The sequence below is a fragment of the Paenibacillus sp. FSL K6-0108 genome, assembly GCF_045040695.1.
Classification (GTDB): Bacteria; Bacillota; Bacilli; order Paenibacillales; family Paenibacillaceae; genus Paenibacillus; species Paenibacillus pabuli_B.
The window spans coordinates 3,286,882-3,307,018 of the sequence record NZ_CP150288.1; the positions used below are offsets into that span (position 1 = coordinate 3,286,882).

Sequence of the window (20,137 nt, forward strand, 5' to 3'; positions counted from 1 at the left end):
CTTGCTAACGCTGGTGATTACTCTCCTTAACCAATGTGAATAAACTTCCACCCACTAGATGAATTGATCTGAAATCCACTCTTCCATATTACGCTGAAATTGGCTATCTACTATATTACACATACGATCTGTTACATATGATGTTAGTTAATAACCTGTCCTGTAAAGGAGGTGAGGCTTGATGTAAATAAACGCAATAAGTCTGTTTAGTTGAGGCCGTTTCATCGTTTCGTTTAAAGAAATGGATACAGTGCATCACTGTATTACAAAAACCGGGTAAAGGGAGTGGAAAAGTTTGATAAAGATGAATCGTTTGCGCAAGCCGCTTTCCATGGGCTTATCGCTTCTCCTTGCATTATCTATCATTCATCCGGTTTCAGCTGAAAACGCCGCGTCGCAGAAGATCGATATGAAATCCAGTTCGGGCAATATCACCACCTCCAAAGTCAACGCCAAGCTGAACAAAGAATTTGAGAGTAATGATTATGTTACTTATCTGGTGAAAATGAAAGAACAGGTAGATACAGCTTCTGTTTCCAAACAAGCCTTGCAAAAGGCAACCATCGACAAGCAAACGGCTTCGGCAACGAAATTGTCCGTGCGAAGCACGGTTGTCAGTACTCTGCGGGAAACGGCCTCACGATCCCAGTACACCCTGGAAAGTTTTCTTGAAAAGGAACTTGACCTTGGCAAGGTCAAAGAATATAAAAGCTATTTCATCGTTAATGCACTCGCAGTAACGAGCACCAAGGAAGTCATGGAACAGATTGCACTTCTTCCCGAGGTGGATAAAATACTGCCTAACGAGCAGCGTTATATGCAGAAAACCGAGATTAGTAGCGAAAGCGCAACAGCTGCTCCAGCAACGGAGTCTGCCAAGGCACCAGCCAAAGAGGCAGATAAGAAGGAAAGTGCAGCTGCTAACGATAAGAGCCTGCAGACAGAGAACGTTGAATGGAACATCGATTCTATCAATGCACCAGCAGTCTGGGATAGAGGAATCGACGGTACAGGAATCGTTGTTGCCAACCTGGACAGCGGGGTTGATTATACCCATCCGGCCCTCCGCAGCAAATGGAGAGGACTTGATGCTTCCGGAAATGTCGTTGATCCCGAGCTAAGCTGGTATGATCCTCATAGCCATGCCTCCCTTCCTGCAGATGGAGACGGTCATGGTACACATACGATGGGTACAATGGTAGGCTCCGAAGCGAACGGCACCAACAAAATCGGGGTTGCTCCCGGAGCAAAATGGATTGCTGTCCGGATTTTCAATCCGAGTACGACCGATGCCATTATACTGGATGGCGGGCAATGGCTGATTGCTCCAGTGGATGCTGAAGGAAACTTGCACCCTGAGCTTGCCCCGGATGTGGTTAACAATTCCTGGGGTGGTGGTCCAGGATTGGACGAATGGTTCCGTCCAATGGTTCAGGCTTGGCGTGATGCACAGATCTTTCCGGAATTCTCAGCCGGGAATGTGACATTGACGAATCCGGGAGGTCCAGGTTCGGTTGCGAACCCTGCGAACTATCCAGAGAGCTTCGCTACGGGAGCAACGGATATCAACGGGAATCTGGCTTCTTTTTCCCTCCTTGGTCCTTCCCCTTATGAGGAAATTAAACCGGAAGTTTCGGCTCCAGGTGTAAATATCCGTTCCTCTGTTCCGGGCGGAGTGTATGAGGGAGGCTGGAACGGCACGTCCATGGCAGGCCCGCATACCACTGCACTGGCCGCACTCCTGCTTCAAGCCAATCATTCCCTTACGGTTGATCAGTTGGAGCAGATCATTATGGATACAGCGACACCGAGAACAGACAGCCGATATCCAACCTCGCCCAATAACGGCTACGGTCACGGCATTATCAATGCACTGGATGCTGTGGGCTCCGTCCTAGAAGGTATAGGCACGGTATCCGGCAGGGTTGTCACAGCAGGTGACGATCTGGAAGCGCCAGTCCTGGAACATACGCCTGTAAATTCTGCTTTTACGGGGCTTGATATTCCACTGACTGCACGTGTTACCGATAATGTCGGTGTAACCACAGTGGAGGCTTTTGCCAAAACAACGGGTACGAGTCAGTACGTATATCTGCCGATGAATCGAGTAGCAGGGGACGCCAAAGATGGAACCTACACAGCGACAATCCCGGCATTTCTGATCGAGTCACAAGGCTTGGAGTACTATATACGGGTCAATGATTATGGCAATAACGGATTCGAAAGTGAAGTTTATAAGGTCGCTGTCTCCAATGGAGTTCAGCCTGGGTATCTGCAAGACTTTGAGGAAGACAATCTGGGCTTTACCTCGGGTGGAGTTGGCAACACCTGGGCATGGGGAGCACCAACGAGTGGACCGGGAAGTGCCTACTCTGGTGACAAAGTGATTGCAACCAACCTGACGGGGACATATGCAGCTAGCAGCAATGCCTACTTGCTCGCACCGCCAATTGATCTTACCCAGAGCCCTGACGGAGCATTGTTATCCTTCAAGCACTGGTACGATTTGGAGAGCAACATCGATTTTGGGAAAGTGTACATTGCAACAGAGGATAGTGACTTCGCATTCGAAGAGGCATTGAGCTTTACAGGTGCCGGTGGAGGTTGGAAAACGCAATATATTGACTTGCGTGAGTACGCCGGCCAACAGGTATTTATCAAATTTAATCTGACCAGTGACAATTCCGTTCAAAAGGCTGGTTGGTATATCGATGACTTTTCAGTACAAGCTCCAGATGATATTGCTCCGGGAGCACCAAGCGGATTGTCCGCCTCTGCCGACATTCTGGGGAATGTAAACTTGTCCTGGACGGGATCGGACGATGAGGATCTGAAATCCTACAACGTGTATCGTTCAACGAATTCCGGCTCAGATTATGAATTGCTTGGAAATACATCTGCAACGACATTTACGGATACGGCTACAGTAACAGATTCGACGTATTTTTACACGGTAGCGGCTCTTGATTATAGTGGCAATGAGAGTGACAAGTCGAATGAGGTATCAGTGACCGTGGAGGTCCCTCAAGATATTTTCATCGATCACTTTGACGGCAGCAGCGACAATGGGTGGACCCATTCCGGCACCAAGGATGAGTGGGAACGCGGAGTACCCGTCGTTGGACCTGCCAGTGCAGTTTCTTCGCCGAATGTATGGGCAACCGATCTGGACAGCACCTATGAGAACGGTTCTAACTACTCTCTGGTTTCGCCAGTTGTAGACTTAACTCAGGTGGATCAAGCCACGCTGACGTTCAATCATTGGTATGAAATCGAAAGTGGATACGATTACGGTTATGTTGAAGCCACGAAAGACGGTGGTAATACATGGTCGGAGCTTGGAAAATTCTCTCATTCCTCAAATGGAAAACAATGGACTCCAGTATTCTACGATCTGGCAGGATTAAAAGGGAATGAAGTTCAATTCCGGTTCAGATTGACTTCAGACAGTAGTGTCGTCAAGCAAGGCTGGTACATCGATGACTTCCGCATTCTGGGTATCGCCACTGAGGCGGTTACGAAAGATACCGCGGTTGTTCTGAACAGTGACAAGCCTAAGCCGGAATACGATAGTCCTTGGTACAAAATTTCAAGTACGGACAAAGCTGAATTCAATAAAACCAAGCAGGAACAGCCCGAAATACAGAAACCTGGAACAGGCTCTGTAACGCCTCAAAGCTTGCCTGCAAGTGCAACGGTCACTGTTCTGGAAACAGGACGTTCCGTGAAGACAGACCCGACAACAGGCAAATACAGTTTCACTCACGTGGCGGGTGATTACACGTTGAAGGCTGAGGCTTATGGCTATTATCCTCAAACCAAGACGGTAACCATCACCGATGGAAGTGGAGCAACAGCCAACTTCAATCTGGAAACCATTCCTCAAGGAAAGATTGAAGGGATTGTGAGCGATGAGCGGACAGGGAAACCTATCGCTGGAGCATCCGTCCTCGTGTTGGAAGATGCTCAAGTAGGTGCTGTACGCACAGGAGCAGATGGTAAATTTACTCTGGATGTTCTGGAAGGAAGTTATACATTATCGATCATCGCGACTGACTATTATAGCAAAACTGTAAATGTAACGGTACCTGGAAACGGTACTGTCGAAGCGAAAGTTGCATTAAAACCATTTATCGGATTTCCTGGTGAAATCGCTTATGACGATGGAACGGCTGAAAATGCAAGAGCTTTTGTGGCAGCAGATAACGCATGGGCTGTACGTATGACGCCGGAATTGGAGACAGCACAGCTTACAGGTGCATCACTTCGATTCTGGAATACACAATGGCCAGTACCAGGAGGGACAGCATTCAAATATGCCGTCTATGATGCCTCCGGATCAGGTGGAGCGCCAGGCCGACTGCTGGCGGGTCCGTTCGATGGTACCGCATTGCGCAATGATCAGTGGACAACCGTTGAATTTCCTGAGCCAGTTGTAGTACAAGGCGATTTCTACATCGTGTATGTACAGACTGCTGTTGGAACGAGCGCACCTGGACTCGCAACCGATGAAAATGGTGTGAATGCAGGGCGGAGCTGGCAGCGTGTAGGTGGTGTATGGAGTACTTCACCAGCAGAAGAGGGTAACTATATGATTCGTGCAGTGGTAAAATATCCGGTGAATGCACCTCTACTGACGCAACCGAAGAACACTTATACGAATCAGTCGACATTTGATGTATCGGGAACTTCCCCAGCTTCTGGGGCTCAAATCAAAATATATAACGGGAAAGAACTAGCCGGAACAACGACAGTAGAAAACGGAAAATTCAAGCTGAATGTTAAACTTCGTGCAGGTGTTAATGCAATTACTGCCGAGGCGGTAGTTAACGGTAAAACGACAGATCGCTCCCTTCCAGTTGTGATCATCTTGGATCAGACAGCACCTGTGTTAACGGTCCTTACACCTGAAGAAGGAAGTCGAATCAATACCGAAGTGGTTCATGTAACCGGAGATGTACAGGACGAATTCCTCGATAAGGTGACCATCAATGGACAGAAGGTGAAATTGGAGCAAAATAGAAACTTTAATCACCGCGTACTTGTGAATGAGGGCAAGAACATCATCACAATCATTGCGACAGATATTGCAGGCAATAAAACAACCGTTACCCGGACAGTGTATGTGGAAACGGCTTTGCCTGAACTGACCAATATTTCTCCGGCTGAGGATGTACGCATTGTGGCAGGAGAAACCGTAACGGTTTCGTTTGACAGTGTACCCAAACTACAGGCTTCTTTCCGAATTGAACTGCCATCTAATCTAAGCACACAGGCTGGGGGTGAGATTCCATTGGTAGAAACGGAACCTGGTCATTATACAGGCACCTATACTACAGCTTCATCGCTGGTGCTTGAGGGCGGAGTGATCGTGATCCGTGCTCAGGATGCAGCAGGAAACAAAGTCGAAGCGGAAGCGCCAGGACGGTTGTTCGTATCTGCGCCAGAGGCTCCTGAAGCTCCTGAAGCTCCTGAAGCTCCTGAAGCTTCTGAAGCGATTGTGCCTTCTGATGATGACGAAATTCCGTTGCCTTAATTGAAGCATCCGCACAATATGTGAAAGTCAAAGGAAAAGCCGACAAGCCCAAAGATTAATGGCTTGTCGGCTTTTTGTGTGTAAATTCAAGAGATGTTGCCTAAGATTCGTTCTAATGCATCATATTGCATATGATCATTGGAACGAACTGTGGGCATTGAGAAATCACAGCCGTTAAGAAGCAAATGACCAAAAACAAAGCTGCTTATCAATAATGATTCGATTAAACCGTTCATACCTGCTTCATGTCGTAATTTTATATACTTATTGTCGTAAGTTCCTATTAAAAATAGTTTAAGTCTGTGTTAATTTATAGTTAGATGTCAGAATATCATATAGTATGGAGGTAAGACATAGTGACCATTCGAATAGGTAAAATCAGCTTATGGCACGTACATGCCTGGGATTATATTAAACAGGCTCAGGAGCATGAAGATACGGTGATGGCTGCTGTATGGGATGAAAATGCCGAGCGCGGACAGGAAGCAGCTGAACGTCTGAACGTGCCTTTCTATGCATCGCTTGCAGATATGCTGGCACAGGACAATATCGATGCTGTCATTGTGGATGCACCGACACGTCTTCATGAAGAAGTGATCACTGCTGCTGCAAAAGCAGGAAAACATATTTTCACAGAGAAAGTTATCGCTTCAACCATTAAAGAAGTAAATACGATCATTTCTGATGTACAGGATAATGGAGTGAAAATGACGGTTTCTTTACCGCGTTTGAACGATGGATATACATTAACGATTCAAGATGTTCTGAACCAAGGACTGCTTGGTAAGGTGACTTATGTTCGTGTGCGTCTGTCGCATAACGGTGCGATTGCCAATTGGCTGCCTGAGCATTTTTACGATCTGCAAGATTGCCAAGGCGGGGCTTTAATTGACCTCGGTTGTCATCCGATGTATCTGACGAATCTTTTCCTTGGGCAAGAAGTGACAGGCGTTAATGCTAATTTTGGATATGTGACAGGCAAAGAGGTCGAAGATAACGCGGTGGCTACCTTATTTACGGATTCTGGAGCGATCGGTGTGGTGGAGGCCGGATTTGTGAACAGTCATTCTCCGTTCGCCATTGAGGTTCATGGTACAGAGGGAACACTGTTATACGGAACACCGGAGGATAAGCTGTTAATTCGCACAAATGTTGGTTCAGATCAACAGAAAGAGTGGACGGAGATTCCTCTGCTGGACAGAAGAGAAAGCGCATTCAGCCAGTGGGTTTCCCATATTCAAAATGATACGATTGCTACCGAGAATTTGCAGACGGCTACGCAATTGACTCGCCTGATGGAGGCGGCCAACCTTTCTGCCAAAGAAGGGCGTAAAATCTCCTTGAAGGAGTTACAGGGATAGGGTATTGGGAGGTGCCGCATTGAGCCGATATCCTTTTGAAAAAATGCTTGAACGACAGGATATCCTGGAAAGACTGGATGTCTCGATCCTGTGGGGACATTACGAGATACGGGTTCTGCGATTTCATCTGACTTCTTTTCCGGCAGGCAGAATCGTTGATTTTCATAATCATGCGGAATTCGAGTTCCATTTCATCCCGAGAGGGAAAGGAAAAGTCATTCTGGGGGATGAAATGCATCCGCTCTCTGAAGGCATGCTGTATTTAACGGGTCCGGGTCTTGTTCATTATCAGGAGGCGGATTCCCAAGAGGCAATGGATGAACTGTGCCTGCACGTGGATATCATCGAACATCCCAGAGAGGGTGTAGATCCGTGGGAGGCAGCAGAATCAGAGGAAACGATCGAAAAGCTTAGAACACTTCCTCTTGCTCCGGTACATGATTATCATCGTGCCATGAACTGCTTTCTGGAAGCCTATGAGGCTTGTGACCGTAAACTGATAGGATATTACACGTCCATTAAGCAGCAGGTGATTAGCATTCTGCTGAAGACCGTCCGAGCCTATGATATTGGGGGGAATCGGGCGGAGGCTCCAGTGCGAGACATGTCTGTGTACAGGTACGATTATGCCATTCAGTATATGGAAGCGAATCATCCCTCAGCAGTAACGCTGGAGAATGTAGCAGAGAAGCTGCATATTAGCAGCAGACAACTGCAACGAATTTTTTATCAAGTGCAGCCGGAGATGCCTTTTAGCCGTGTGCTGGAGGATATACGCCTGCGCGCGGTGTGCCGCAATCTGGAAGAAAGCAATGTTTCCATCGAACAAATTGCCCTGGCTTCAGGGTTTACCAATGCCAATTATTTGCATGCTGTTTTTCGCAAGCGTCTGGGGATGACCCCATCGGCTTTCCGTAAAATGAAACAACCAAACCAAAAGTGAGGGTGATTAGATATGAGTAAAACGTATCGTATAGGAATTATTGGCTGTGGCGGGATTGCAAACGGCAAGCATCTGCCAAGTCTGAGCAAGCTTGGTAATGTAGAACTGGTTGCTTTTTGCGATATCGTTCAGGAACGTGCAGAAGAAGCCAAAGAAAAGTATGGTAGTTCTGAAGCGCAAGTATACACGGATTACCAGGAATTGCTTCAGGATGCAACGATTGATATTGTTCATGTTCTAACGCCAAATATCTCTCACGCAGAGATTTCGATTGCCGCACTGGAGTCCGGTAAACACGTGATGTGTGAAAAGCCGATGGCCAAGACAGCTGCTGAAGCGCAAAAAATGCTCGAAGCAGCCGAGCGTACGGGTAAAAAACTGACTATTGGCTACAATAACCGCTTCAGAGAGGACAGCTTGTATCTGAAGCAGCTATGTGAAGCTGGCGAACTGGGCTCCATTTATTTTGCCAAAGCACATGCGATTAGACGAAGAGCGGTACCTACTTGGGGTGTTTTCCTTGATGAGGAGAAACAAGGCGGCGGACCGCTGATTGATATCGGAACACACGCACTTGATCTGACGCTGTGGATGATGGATAACTATCAACCAAAAGTTGTTCTGGGCACAACCCATCACGAGCTTTCACAACGGGAAAATGCAGCGAATGCATGGGGCCCATGGGACCCGCAAAAATTCTCGGTTGAAGATTCTGCATTTGGCATGATTGTAATGGAGAATGGTGCGACAATTATGCTGGAATCCAGCTGGGCGCTCAATTCACTGGATGTGGATGAAGCGAAATGCAGCTTGAGTGGAAGCGAAGCGGGTGCAGATATGAAGAATGGCCTGCGCATCAATGGTGAGAAATACAGCCGTTTGTACACCAATGAAATTGATCTGAATGCAGGCGGAGTTGCTTTCTACGATGGAAAGAGTGAAAGTGCACCGGATATCGAGATGAGAAAATGGATTGAAGCGATCGATAAGGACCTTGAGCCGGTCGTGACGCCGAAACAGGCTTTGGTGGTTTCACAAATTCTGGAGGCACTCTATGAGTCCGCTCGTACAGGTAAAGCCGTATACATGAACGAATCCAATCAAGCCTAGAGTGAATGTAAGAACCCTTTGTCCTGATCTTGGGGACAGAGGGTTTTTTGGTGTTTTTTACGCTATTGATTCGTCCATACCATTCTCTACTTCTAAACGTATGATGAAAAAATATATATGTGCAGAAAAGAGGGTATGTCATGACTGGAAATAAAACGGGAAACGGTGTGACCATTATTGTATGTACCAATCGGCCACAATTCTTTGACAACATCCTGCAAAATTACAATCGACAGCGCTACAAAGGAAAAGAACTTATCATCATTTTGAATCATGACAGCATGAATCTGCAATTATATCGGAACCGCGTTCGAAAACATGCTAATGTTACCGTTTATCAAGTTCCAGAACGCATATCGTTAGGACAAAGCCTGAATGCTGGTATCACCCGAGCCCGATTTTCGTTGATCGCCAAATTTGATGATGATGACTATTACTCGCCTTATTATTTGAAAGAACAAGTGAACGGACTAAAACGAACGAAAAGCGATATTGTGGGCAAACATTCGTGTCTGGTTTACTTGGGTGCCTCAAAAATGCTGCTCGTCAGATCACCCAAAGAAAAGAATAAACATGTGGAATTTATACAAGGCGGCACGCTTCTCTTCAAAAGGGAGGTATTGAAGAAGGTCCGATTCACGGATCGTTCCATTGGAGAAGATGTAACCTTTCTAAGGCAATGCAGAAAAAAAGGGTTCAAAACATATGCTACGTCGCCTTTTAACTATGTATATCACCGGAGATCGAACAAACAAACTCATACCTGGCAAGCAGATGATCAGTTCTACCTGGAAGGAAGCAAAAAGTTGGCGATTACAGAACAGTTCAAACCATTTGCAGACAAGAAATTCTAGAGAAGAATAGAGACTCATTTGCATGAAACAACGAAATAGTACCGAGGAATATTCCAGTGAAAAAGATGTGTCTGTCTAATCCAGATGCATCTTTTTTTTTAATATATCAAAAAAAACTATTGCATATATGTTTAGTCGGAATTATATTAATGGTATAAGGTCTAGACCATTTACAGATCGGAGTGTTTACATGTCCAGTACGTTTTCATTTCGTTTTGAAAAAGTATCTACCAAGAAGGTCAGTGAATTTATTAGGGAACAGCTGGAGGAAGCCATCATACTCAAGGAATTAATGAGTGAAGAACAGCTTCCTTCTGAGCGAGAGCTGGCCGAGATTTTCAATGCAAGTCGCATTACGGTACGTGAGGCGCTATCTACGCTGGAAGACAAGGGTCTGATTGAGAAGCGAGTGGGGGCCAAAGGGGGAACTTTTGTTTTACCTCTGACCGCCAATTCTCATAAACGTACAAGAGAAGAAATTAAACGGGATTGGGAACAAATGCTGAAAGTGTTTGAGTATCGGACCATTATTGAACCGGAAGCGGCTTTTCTGGCTGCTGAGCGGATCACCGCAGGCGAGCTGGAGCTGTTGGAAGCCTACATGGAGCAAAGTATTGAACCCCATTGTACAAGGGAGTGGTTCCGGGCTCTGGATGTGAAATTTCACTTGGCCATTGCTAAGTCATCCGGGAATCCATACTGCGAAGCGGCTGTTAGACAGATCAGGACAAAAATTAATCCGGCATTGGACCTGATGCCATATGATGACCGAATCCGCTCCGTCAATCATGGGATACATATGGAGATTCTTGAAGCGCTGAAAGCACGTGACAGTATTAAATCCCGGGAGACCATGAAAAGGCACATTGAGTTCTCGGCGGATGCGATCTACGCGCGACTGGTATCAGAATCGAATGACAAAGAAGGGAATGAGAGCTAATGGACCAATTACAACTATTTCAACGTGCACAAGCATTGCAGCCAAAACTCATTGCCTGGCGGAGAGATTTTCATCGCCATCCGGAGATCGGCTATGAGGAATTCAGAACGTCAGAGATTGTAGCCAAGCACTTGGAAAGCCTGGGTCTTGAAGTGACGCGTAATGTGGGAAAAACCGGAGTCGTCGGCTTACTGAGGGGAGAAACAAAGGGCCCCACGTTTGCACTTCGGGCAGATATGGACGCATTGCCTATACAAGATCAGAAGTCGGCTGAGTACAGTTCCCAAGTCGAAGGCAAGGCGCATCTGTGCGGTCATGATGCACATACAACCATTCTGATGGGAGCGGCTGAGCTGCTCACGAGCCTCGGTCGGCCAAAATCGGGCAATATCAAATTTGTGTTCCAGCCTGCGGAGGAAGGATTGGCAGGTGCGCGTGCGATGATTCAGGATGGTGTATTGGAAAATCCAAAAGTGGATGCCATTGCAGGATTGCATATGACTCCGGGACAGGATACGGGGACCGTTGGAGTAAGTAAAGGTGTGGCGTTTGCGTCGGCCGATCGTTTGGTGATTCGCATACTTGGCAAGGGTGGACATGCTGCCAGGCCGCATGAAGGTATCGATGCTATTGCGGTATCTGCTCAGGTCATTACAGCACTACAAAATCTGGCTAGTCGTATGGTAGACCCGCTGGAGCCTGTTGTCGTTACAATCGGTAAAATAACCGGGGGCTACATGGGTACAGCCATTGCACCGGAGGTTGAGATGATCGGTACGGTTCGAACACTCTCTCCAGCCATTCGTGAACGCATGCCGGCGTTGATTGAACAAGTCGTAAGTGGTGTGTGCAGTTCGTTCGGGGCAGGTCACGAAGTCATCTATGGCGATGGTTACCCGGTTGTGGTTAACGATCTGGGTATGGTGGATTTGCTTACGGAAACTGTTGACGGCCTCGATTGGACGAAGGGTTGGAGCAGCATTCCACCTTCCACGGGCGGCGAGGATTTTGCGTTCTACTGTGAACAGATTCCGGGTGTTTTCTTCCGACTAGGTTCAGGTAACGAGGAAGAGCGAACCCGTTATCCGCTTCACCATCCGATGTTCGATCTGGATGAGACGGTGATGCCTTATGGTGTGGGCATGCTGTCCGCCGTAGCGCTTGAATATTTGGCAAGACACACAACTTCTGAGGGGGAGCATGGAAAATGAGAAAAAGACAATGGACAGGTATGTGGATTACCTTATTGGCTGTAGTATTAGTGCTTAGCGCTTGCGGTGGTAAGAGTGCTGGTACGAACAACGATTCGGCATCAAGTGAATCAGGAAGCGGAACATCTGCGAGCACTACGCTTACGATCGCAGCTGCTACGGATATTGAGAGCTTTGACCCGCACAACAACAACAATACATCCAGTGAAGCGGTGCTGGTCAACGTATTTGATTATCTGATCAAAAATGACAGTGAACAGAAGAAGGTTCCAGGTCTCGCGACTTCATGGGAGCAAGTGAATGACACAACCCGGCGCTTCAAGCTGCGTGAAGGCGTGACCTTCCATAATGGTGATCCATTCACTTCTGCCGATGTGAAGTATACGCTGGAGCGTGTAGCCAAAGACAATACATTGAAACAAAACAGTTACTTCAAAAACATCGTTGAAGTCAAAGCCGTCGATGAATATACGGTAGATATTATTACAGACGGACCGGACCCGCTGCTGCTTAATCGTCTGTCCAAAATGGGAGCCGGCATCTTGCCAGCAAAATATATTGAGGATAATGGTTTTGATTCTTTCCTCAAACAACCTGTTGGTACAGGTCCTTACAAATTCAGCAAATGGGCCAAAGATGATCGCGTTGAACTTGTGAAAAATGAAAACTATTTCGATGGTGAACCGAAATGGGATGAGGTTGTATTCCGCGTCATCCCCGAAGCTTCCACACGGGTATCTGAATTGCTGGCAGGTGGTGTTGATATCGCGGCCTCCATTCCGTCAACAGATATTGCCCGCATTGAAGGCGAGGCAGACAAGAAGATTGTCAAAGCGCCAATTCAGCGCGTACTTCAGTTGATTTTCCGTCAAACAGAGGGTAGCGTCACAGCTGATCCCAAGGTTCGGGAGGCTATTGATCTGGCGATTGACAAGCAGGGTATCGTAGACAGCATTGCCGGAGGTGCAGGGATCGTGACTCGCACATCCGTAACACCAGGTAACTTCGGGGCAGATCCTTCGTTGTACAAAACATCGCTTTATGATCAGGAGAAGGCGAAACAGCTGCTGCAGGAAGCGGGTTATGCGGAAGGTGAAGCAGAGATGACCATCTCGGTATCCTCCCAATACAAGGAGCCTGCTGAAGTTGTGGCAGCGATGCTGGAGCAAGTAGGCTTCAAAATCAATCTGGATGTGCTTGAGCCAAGTGCGTTCAGTGAACGTTACAGTTCCAAATCATTCAAGGAAATCTTCATGATCGGAATCGGGAACTCCCTCTTTGATGCTTCCAATAACTACAATCGTTACATGTTGGAAGAGGCCAAAGGAGAGTCGGATTATAACAATCCGGAAGTGGAGAAATTGCTCCAGTCTGCGCTTGTTAACATGGATCCGGCTTCAAGAGAGAAAGAGTATCAGCAAGTACAGCAAATTCTTGCTGAAGATCGTCCGGCTGTGTACTTGTACCAGATGGAAGGAGTATATGGCACCGATAACCGTGTGAACTTCGAGCCTCGCAGTGACGAGATGTTCTACGCCGACGAAATTACACCTGCACAGTAACATCAGGACGTAACAACCTGTTATGACAAGGATAAGCCGAGAACGGCAGGGACTGTACCACGTTCCTGCCGTTCTTTTTAAAAGGGAGGTGGACAGAGAATGGGCAAATATGTACTTAGGTCACTACTGCAAGTTATACCGGTTCTGTTCATTGTTTCATTAATCGTATTTATATTGGTTCGTGTAACGGGTGATCCGGTTGCTCTGATGCTGCCTGAAACAGCTACCGCGGAAGACCGCGCTGTATTAACGCAGGCACTTGGACTGGACCAGCCGTTATTTACACAGTACATGAAGTTCCTTGGCAGCGCTTTGCAGGGAGACTTCGGTCAATCCTTCCGTTACGGAGAACCAGCATTACAGCTCGTATTGGAACGATTGCCCGCCAGCTTTGAACTGGCTGTTGCAGCGATGTTTTTTGCCATTGTGATGGCTATACCACTTGGAGTTGCTTCAGCAGTCAAACGTAATACGTTTACCGATCTGATCATCTCCGGGATATCGGTTATTGGTAAAGCGATGCCGAACTTTTGGATGGGCATTATGCTCATTTTGTTATTTTCAGTCATGTGGGGAGTTTTGCCCGTATCCGGCCGCGGCGGCGTATCACATTTGATATTGCCTGCCTTTACACTTGGTGTCGGACTGGCCGCGCAGATGACGCGTCTGATTCGTTCCAGCATGCTGGAAATTCTGAGTCAGGATTATATCCGCACAGCACGGAGCAAAGGGCTTGGCCGGATGGTCGTGATTGGCAAACACGCGTTTCGCAACGGTTTGATTCCGGTTGTGACGATTATGAGTTTGCAGTTTACAAGCTTGATTGGCGGAACATTGATTACAGAGACCGTATTTTCCTGGCCCGGGCTGGGTCAGCTGCTGGTTGTTGCTGTCAATACCCACGATATGGCGATTGTTCAAGCTGCTGTTTTTGTCATTGCGTTTATCGTAGTTGTAACGAATATATTGACGGATGTGGCCTACCGGCTGCTTGATCCACGCATTAAATACGATTAGAAGGAGGTGCAATCGATGACAGGCAGCAATGAAATGCCAATGCCGGGTGCAGAACAGGACCATAAGAATGTACGTACACCAACAGGACTTCGCTATATCTGGAAACAACTCATCGTCAGTAAGACCGGAATATTTGGCGCTGTGCTCGTTCTGTTGGTTGTGTTAATCGCAATATGTGCACCTCTGTTAACAAGTCATGATCCCGGTGCAGTGAATCCCCTCAATCGTCTTAAACCGCCGGTTTGGCTTGATGGGGGAACAGCTGAATACTGGCTGGGTACGGATAATCTGGGCAGGGACATGTGGAGCCGAATTGTATATGGGGCACGGGTTTCATTAATCGTAGGTATGGGTGCAGTCATCGTATCCGGGATACTGGGTGCGATTCTTGGTCTCTTGTCCGGATTCTATGGGAAATGGCTGGATGCCGTTATTATGCGTGTGGGTGATGCATTCATGGCCATCCCTACCATTTTATTTATGCTCGTTGTGATGGCTATTGTGGGTCCGGGCATTACGACGCTGATTTTGGTTATCGGTGTGACGAACTGGGTGCCTTTCACCCGCGTAGTTCGCAGTGAAGTATTGAGTATCAAGGAACGGGACTTTGTTCACGCTGCCAGATCGATCGGTGCCAAGAATGGAAGATTAATTCTGAAACATATACTGCCCAATATTTTATCCTCTTTTATCGTGATCTGTGGGATGAATGTGGGGACCACGATCATTATGGAAGCTTCGCTCAGTTTCCTGGGCCTTGGCATTAAGCCGCCTGACATTTCGTGGGGAGGCATGCTCAGTGATGGAAGACAATATGTGGCTACAAGCTGGTGGGTGGCAACTTTCCCCGGACTGGCAATTACCCTGACGGTTCTCGGTGTCATTTTCCTGGGCGATTGGCTGCGCGATGTGCTTGATCCACGTACGGATACGAACAAAAAATAAAGGAACGTAGATGGGAGCCATGGACATGAATAAAAGACCGATTTTGCCGGAGGACTTAGTTCATTACCGCTGGGTCAGCCAGCCTGTAGTCAATCAAGATGGTCAGGTGGCTTACGTTGAACAAACAATTGATCAGCAGAAAAATGAATATATTACCCAAATTCGTGGCGTTTTACTTGATGGCAGTGAGGACAAGACGCTTACAGATGGAGTAAAGGATTCATCTCCTTCCTGGTCACCAGATGGAACACAGCTCGCTTTTTTACGATTGGAAAAAGGGGGGAAAGGGTTGTGGACCCTTTCGTCAGGTGATACAAAGGCTATAAATCGCATCTCGCCTGAGCGTAAGCTTTTACAGTTTGTATGGTCCCCGGATGGGCAATATATTGCGTTTACCAGCAAAGTTGCAGAAGGCAACGAAGAAGCGAAGACGGATGAAACGTCCAAGATGGGCAAAGCATTCAAGCCAGACGAATCACATGATGTAAATCTTCTGCGAGGCAAGGTATTTGAGCGCACGACACCCAAGGCAGAGGGCTCCGGCTGGTGGGATGGTCTTTATAGCCATCTTTTTGTATATGAGATCGAAAGTGGGACCATCACACAGCTCACAACCGGACGATGGAATGTTACTGCTCCGGTATGGTCGCCAGACGCTCAGTCTATTTCTTTTGTTTCCAAGCAGGTACAGGATCAGGATCTGGATGCTGATCTGTTGTACTTTGCAGATATTTACACTGTGAAGTTGGATAATGGTGCGCTCAGTAAAATAACGGATTCCAGTCTGCAGGTGAGCCAGTTCGCCTATACACCCGACGCGCAGCGACTGTTAGTGATTGCAAGCGACCGGGTGTATGGCAGCGGGAGTCACAACAGACTGTATGAAGTGTCCACCAGAGGCGGTACTCCCAAGCAGCTGGCACCTGAAGTAGATATGCAGCTGGGAAACGCCGCTCTTGGAGACATGAAATCGGCAAGCCCGTCGCCGTCACCCCTGGTTAACGACCTTTTTGGGCAATGTACGGCATATGTGTTGGGTACGCAGGATGGAAATGTGGATGTGTATCAAATTAATGAGGATGGGCAGTGTCAATCCGTAACCGGAATCGGCGAGAAGGACGTGTATCAATATACGTTATCGCCCGATGGCAAGGCTATGGTTGTTGGTGCTTTAACCGCAGATCACCCCGGCGAGCTATACCGTGTGGATATCAACAGTGGAGAGATGTTCAGACTCACCCGGCGAAACGATGAATTTTTGGAAGGACTGCAAGTCCATGTACCTGAACGTGTGGAGTTTACCTTGTCGGACGGGTGGCCGATCCAAGGTTGGTTGTTGAAGCCGGTAATGCAGGAATCAACTACGAAAGTGCCGATGATTTTACAGATTCATGGTGGCCCCCATGCCATGTATACAGGCACCTTCAGCCACGAAATGCAGACTCTTGCTGCACAGGGGTATGCGGTTCTATGGGTAAATCCCCGTGGAAGTATGGGATACGGGCAGGAATTCGCCAGAGCTTGCCGAGGTGATTTTGCCGGGGGAGACTGCCGGGACCTGCTTGAGGCGGTGGATTATGCACTGGCAACATATGATTTTCTGGATGAAACACGGCTGGGCATAGGGGGTGGCAGTTATGGAGGTGTCATGACCAACTGGATTGTGGCTCATACCAATAGATTTAAGGCGGCAGTAACACAGCGCTGCATATCCAATTGGTTGTCCCTGTATGGAACGAGTGATATTGGAATCTCCTATGTGGAGGGCGTAATTGGTGGCAATCCGACCGAAAAAGCAGACATGTTATGGTCCCGTTCACCCCTTGCTCATGCGCACAAGATTGAGACGCCACTTCTGATTATGCATGGTGAGCAAGATTATCGTACACCGATCGGACAGGCGGAGGAGTTATATACCACGTTGAAACGATATGGCAAAACGACCAAACTGATTCGATATCCAGGCTCCAATCACACTTTGCTCAAAAGCGGAAAACCATCGCTGCGCGTGGATAGCTTTGAACAGGTCAATGCCTGGTTTAATCAATACCTCAGAGATGGAGAGGGCGGAGCATGAGCCGGGTTCAGCTGTCCATCCCTGTAGCTCTGTTAGTGGAAAATGTTCTGACGAGCGGTGAACCGGGTGAAGTAATTATCAATTGTTTGCAGAGAAGGGACTTCTCTTCGCTGTTATCCAAGATCAAGGAACCAACGATGGATCTACTGGGGAGACTGGATACAGCAGCAGAAGTGGGAGACAACTGGGAAGAGGCCATACGAAGCGGTGTCTACGAGTTCAAATTTTTGCATATTAACGCCTTGAAAAGACTGCTTTATTTCCGGTTTGGCCTTAAAGCAGAACAGGATTTTATCCAGGAAGACCTGTCACTGAAAGAGGTATACTTAACCGATAAGCAGATCAGTTTGCTTCAACTGTTGATTGGCAGACAGTGGATTGTGCAAGAAGAGAAGCAGGGTAAAGACCAAGCCAAAGCCAGTGACGCATCGTTACGAATCCCTGTCCACATCCGGATGAAGTATTAAAAAACAAATATATGGAGCCAAAAGCCGCGATTTTCGCGGTTTTTTATGATAAGAGAGCCGTTTTCTTTGAAATAAGTCCCTTGACTTTTGTAGGCGTTTAAGCAGGTACTTGACAGCCGTATGGTATATTATAAAAAGTTCGTTCAATGGTGAACACATGATAATCATACAAGATGGGGTGTACGTGATGTATCAATATAAGGATCAGGAATATGAAGGTGTACATTTTGAAGGACGTGATTTGCGGTATGGAGAACTAATAAGCTGTGTTTTCAAACAGTGTACCTTTATGAATGCTTCCATGGAAGAAATCGAGACAAGCAACTGCCGTTTTATCGAATGTGACTTTAAAGGGGCTTCCATGAATGGTTCCATTCACACAGAGTCGGCTTTTGAAAACTGCTTATTTGGTGGCGCTAACCTTTTTGCATCCAAATTCACCTCCTGCAAGATGACGGGTTCGGACTTTTCCGGTGCGCAAATGGATGGTATTACACTAACTCAGGGTGATTGGTCTTATACGAATCTGAGACATACCCGTTTGGGCAAACAGGATTTGCGAGGCATTCGTTTCTTTGAAGCCGATTTTACAGATACAGATTTCACCAAAGCTGATTTGAGAGATTGTGATCTCACAAGAGCAGTTCTGAGCAGAGCGAAGCTGCAAGGGGCCGATCTTAGGGGCGCCAACCTGGAAGGAATCGATTTGAAATCATTGGATATTAAAGGCGTACGTTTGGATCGCGAACAAGCGGTTCTGTTTGTACGCTCATATGGTGCGAAAGTAGACTAAGTTGAACATACACTGCTACAGTTCAAAAACTGTATGAAGCCACCAACAAGGTGGCTTTTTTGACATGAAGATGTTCCTGTTCAAGCAAATTTGCAGGAATAAGAGATATAATCAAGAACTAATAAACATAAGTTTCAAATGAAAGGAGGCTTTTATGACGACTACATTAATTATTATTGTTGCTATTATTGGCTTCGGGCTTATAACAGGCACGATCACTATGGTTATGATATTTAAAATGCTCCGCAACAACAAACAGAAACAACACTCTCGAAAAAGGGTTTTAATGGAGGGGATTCCCGCGGAGGCGGTTATTCATGACATTACACAAACTTCATCCAGTATGGATGGAAGGCCGGGAGTGCGACTGGATTTGACCGTAACCCAAGGAGATGGGCGTACTTTTTCTTCGACTGTGGAGACCTACATCCCGGTTACGCTTATCCCGCAATTCCAGAAAGGAAATGTTATTAACGTAAGGTACATAGCAGACGGCAATGAAAGAAAGGTTGAGGTCGAGGATGCCTATGTTCCGTAGGTTGAAACTTTGAACGAGTCGATGAGCACAAATAAAAATCAAATCAAAATCGGATTGGATAGGTGGATATTTTTGAAATTAATTAAAGCATATGATATGGATCTAAATGAAGAATGGTCAACCCACCTTCAACAATTACTTGTTGCCAGTTTTCCAGAGATTTATCCGAAAGACCGTTTGTTTTTCAAGCAAATTCCACATTGCAGAATATTAGCATTTAACCCAGATAATCAATTGATTGGACATGTAGGATTAGATTACAGAATGATGAATTTAAATGGAAAAGCAATAAGAGTGCTGGGGGTAATTGATCTCTGTGTTTCTACTGCATATCGCTCTCAAGGAATCGGTTCCTTGTTGCTAGCAGAAGTGGACAAGCTGTCCAGAGGGCACATTGATTTTGTGCTTTTATTTGCAGACAATGAAAGCTTGTATAGCAAAAATGGATTCACAACGGTCAGCAACACTTGTAAGTGGTTGAAAATTGATCATGAGACCTTAACTACAATTGGAGTTGGAATTGAGAAGATCGACGGATTAATGGTCAAAGAAATTGGAACAGTGCCTTGGAGAGAAGGAGAACTTGATTTCTTAGGATATCTGTACTGACCTTAGCATCTAAATCAATGTAACATTAGGAAATGAACATTCAGAAAGGAAGACCACTTGGAGCCACGAAGATCGTGGCTTTTTGGCATATAGTTAAATATATATTCATAAAATGAATTTGTTGAAAAATGTCAAAGTGATAAATTTTGTTTATCAGGCAGAAATTTAATTTCA

Annotated in this window: 15 protein-coding genes; all 15 read left to right on the forward strand. The window is 46.6% G+C overall.

The annotated features are described in order from the left end of the window. The first annotated feature begins 295 nt into the window (after window positions 1–295). The gene (locus MHB49_RS15075) at window positions 296–5,536 is read left to right on the forward strand and encodes a S8 family serine peptidase (RefSeq protein ID WP_405156683.1); all 5,241 of its coding nucleotides are present in this window, start codon (window positions 296–298) and stop codon (window positions 5,534–5,536) included. A 356-nt stretch (window positions 5,537–5,892) separates the two neighbouring features. After that, window positions 5,893–6,897, forward strand: coding sequence for a Gfo/Idh/MocA family protein (locus tag MHB49_RS15080; RefSeq protein ID WP_405156684.1), 1,005 nt, complete (start codon window positions 5,893–5,895; stop codon window positions 6,895–6,897). A gap of 19 nt (window positions 6,898–6,916) precedes the next feature. After that, window positions 6,917–7,840, forward strand: a complete 924-nt coding sequence (locus tag MHB49_RS15085) for a helix-turn-helix domain-containing protein (protein WP_405156685.1) — start codon at window positions 6,917–6,919, stop codon at window positions 7,838–7,840. A 12-nt stretch (window positions 7,841–7,852) separates the two neighbouring features. After that, on the forward strand, window positions 7,853–8,950 hold the full coding sequence (locus MHB49_RS15090) for a Gfo/Idh/MocA family protein (protein ID WP_405156686.1): 1,098 nt from the start codon (window positions 7,853–7,855) through the stop codon (window positions 8,948–8,950). A gap of 140 nt (window positions 8,951–9,090) precedes the next feature. Beyond that, a complete protein-coding gene (locus tag MHB49_RS15095; protein WP_405156687.1) occupies window positions 9,091–9,804 on the forward strand; it encodes a glycosyltransferase in 714 nt (237 codons plus the stop codon). A gap of 190 nt (window positions 9,805–9,994) precedes the next feature. Next, window positions 9,995–10,744, forward strand: coding sequence for a FadR/GntR family transcriptional regulator (locus MHB49_RS15100; protein ID WP_405156688.1), 750 nt, complete (start codon window positions 9,995–9,997; stop codon window positions 10,742–10,744). After that, on the forward strand, window positions 10,744–11,955 hold the full coding sequence (locus MHB49_RS15105) for a M20 family metallopeptidase (protein ID WP_405156689.1): 1,212 nt from the start codon (window positions 10,744–10,746) through the stop codon (window positions 11,953–11,955). Before MHB49_RS15100 ends, MHB49_RS15105 begins: the two co-directional genes overlap by 1 nt. Continuing rightward, the gene (locus MHB49_RS15110) at window positions 11,952–13,517 is read left to right on the forward strand and encodes an ABC transporter substrate-binding protein (RefSeq protein WP_405156690.1); all 1,566 of its coding nucleotides are present in this window, start codon (window positions 11,952–11,954) and stop codon (window positions 13,515–13,517) included. The genes MHB49_RS15105 and MHB49_RS15110 overlap by 4 nt, the downstream gene beginning before the upstream one ends. A gap of 99 nt (window positions 13,518–13,616) precedes the next feature. Continuing rightward, a complete protein-coding gene (locus MHB49_RS15115; protein ID WP_405156691.1) occupies window positions 13,617–14,534 on the forward strand; it encodes an ABC transporter permease in 918 nt (305 codons plus the stop codon). Window positions 14,535–14,573: 39 nt separating this feature from the next. Next, window positions 14,574–15,479: an ABC transporter permease gene (locus MHB49_RS15120; RefSeq protein ID WP_405157142.1), complete on the forward strand. Its 906-nt coding sequence runs from the start codon at window positions 14,574–14,576 to the stop codon at window positions 15,477–15,479. A gap of 25 nt (window positions 15,480–15,504) precedes the next feature. Continuing rightward, complete coding sequence (locus MHB49_RS15125; RefSeq protein WP_405156692.1) at window positions 15,505–17,556, forward strand: prolyl oligopeptidase family serine peptidase; 2,052 nt, start codon at window positions 15,505–15,507, stop codon at window positions 17,554–17,556. Beyond that, window positions 17,553–18,023, forward strand: coding sequence for a hypothetical protein (locus tag MHB49_RS15130; RefSeq protein ID WP_405156693.1), 471 nt, complete (start codon window positions 17,553–17,555; stop codon window positions 18,021–18,023). Before MHB49_RS15125 ends, MHB49_RS15130 begins: the two co-directional genes overlap by 4 nt. Window positions 18,024–18,210: 187 nt before the next feature. Next, window positions 18,211–18,816, forward strand: coding sequence for a pentapeptide repeat-containing protein (locus tag MHB49_RS15135; protein ID WP_405157143.1), 606 nt, complete (start codon window positions 18,211–18,213; stop codon window positions 18,814–18,816). Window positions 18,817–18,970: 154 nt separating this feature from the next. Further along, on the forward strand, window positions 18,971–19,354 hold the full coding sequence (locus tag MHB49_RS15140; protein ID WP_405156694.1) for a hypothetical protein: 384 nt from the start codon (window positions 18,971–18,973) through the stop codon (window positions 19,352–19,354). A 72-nt stretch (window positions 19,355–19,426) separates the two neighbouring features. Next, entirely contained in the window at window positions 19,427–19,963 is a 537-nt protein-coding gene (locus tag MHB49_RS15145; RefSeq protein WP_405156695.1) for a GNAT family N-acetyltransferase, read from the forward strand. The last annotated feature ends 174 nt before the right edge of the window (window positions 19,964–20,137 follow it).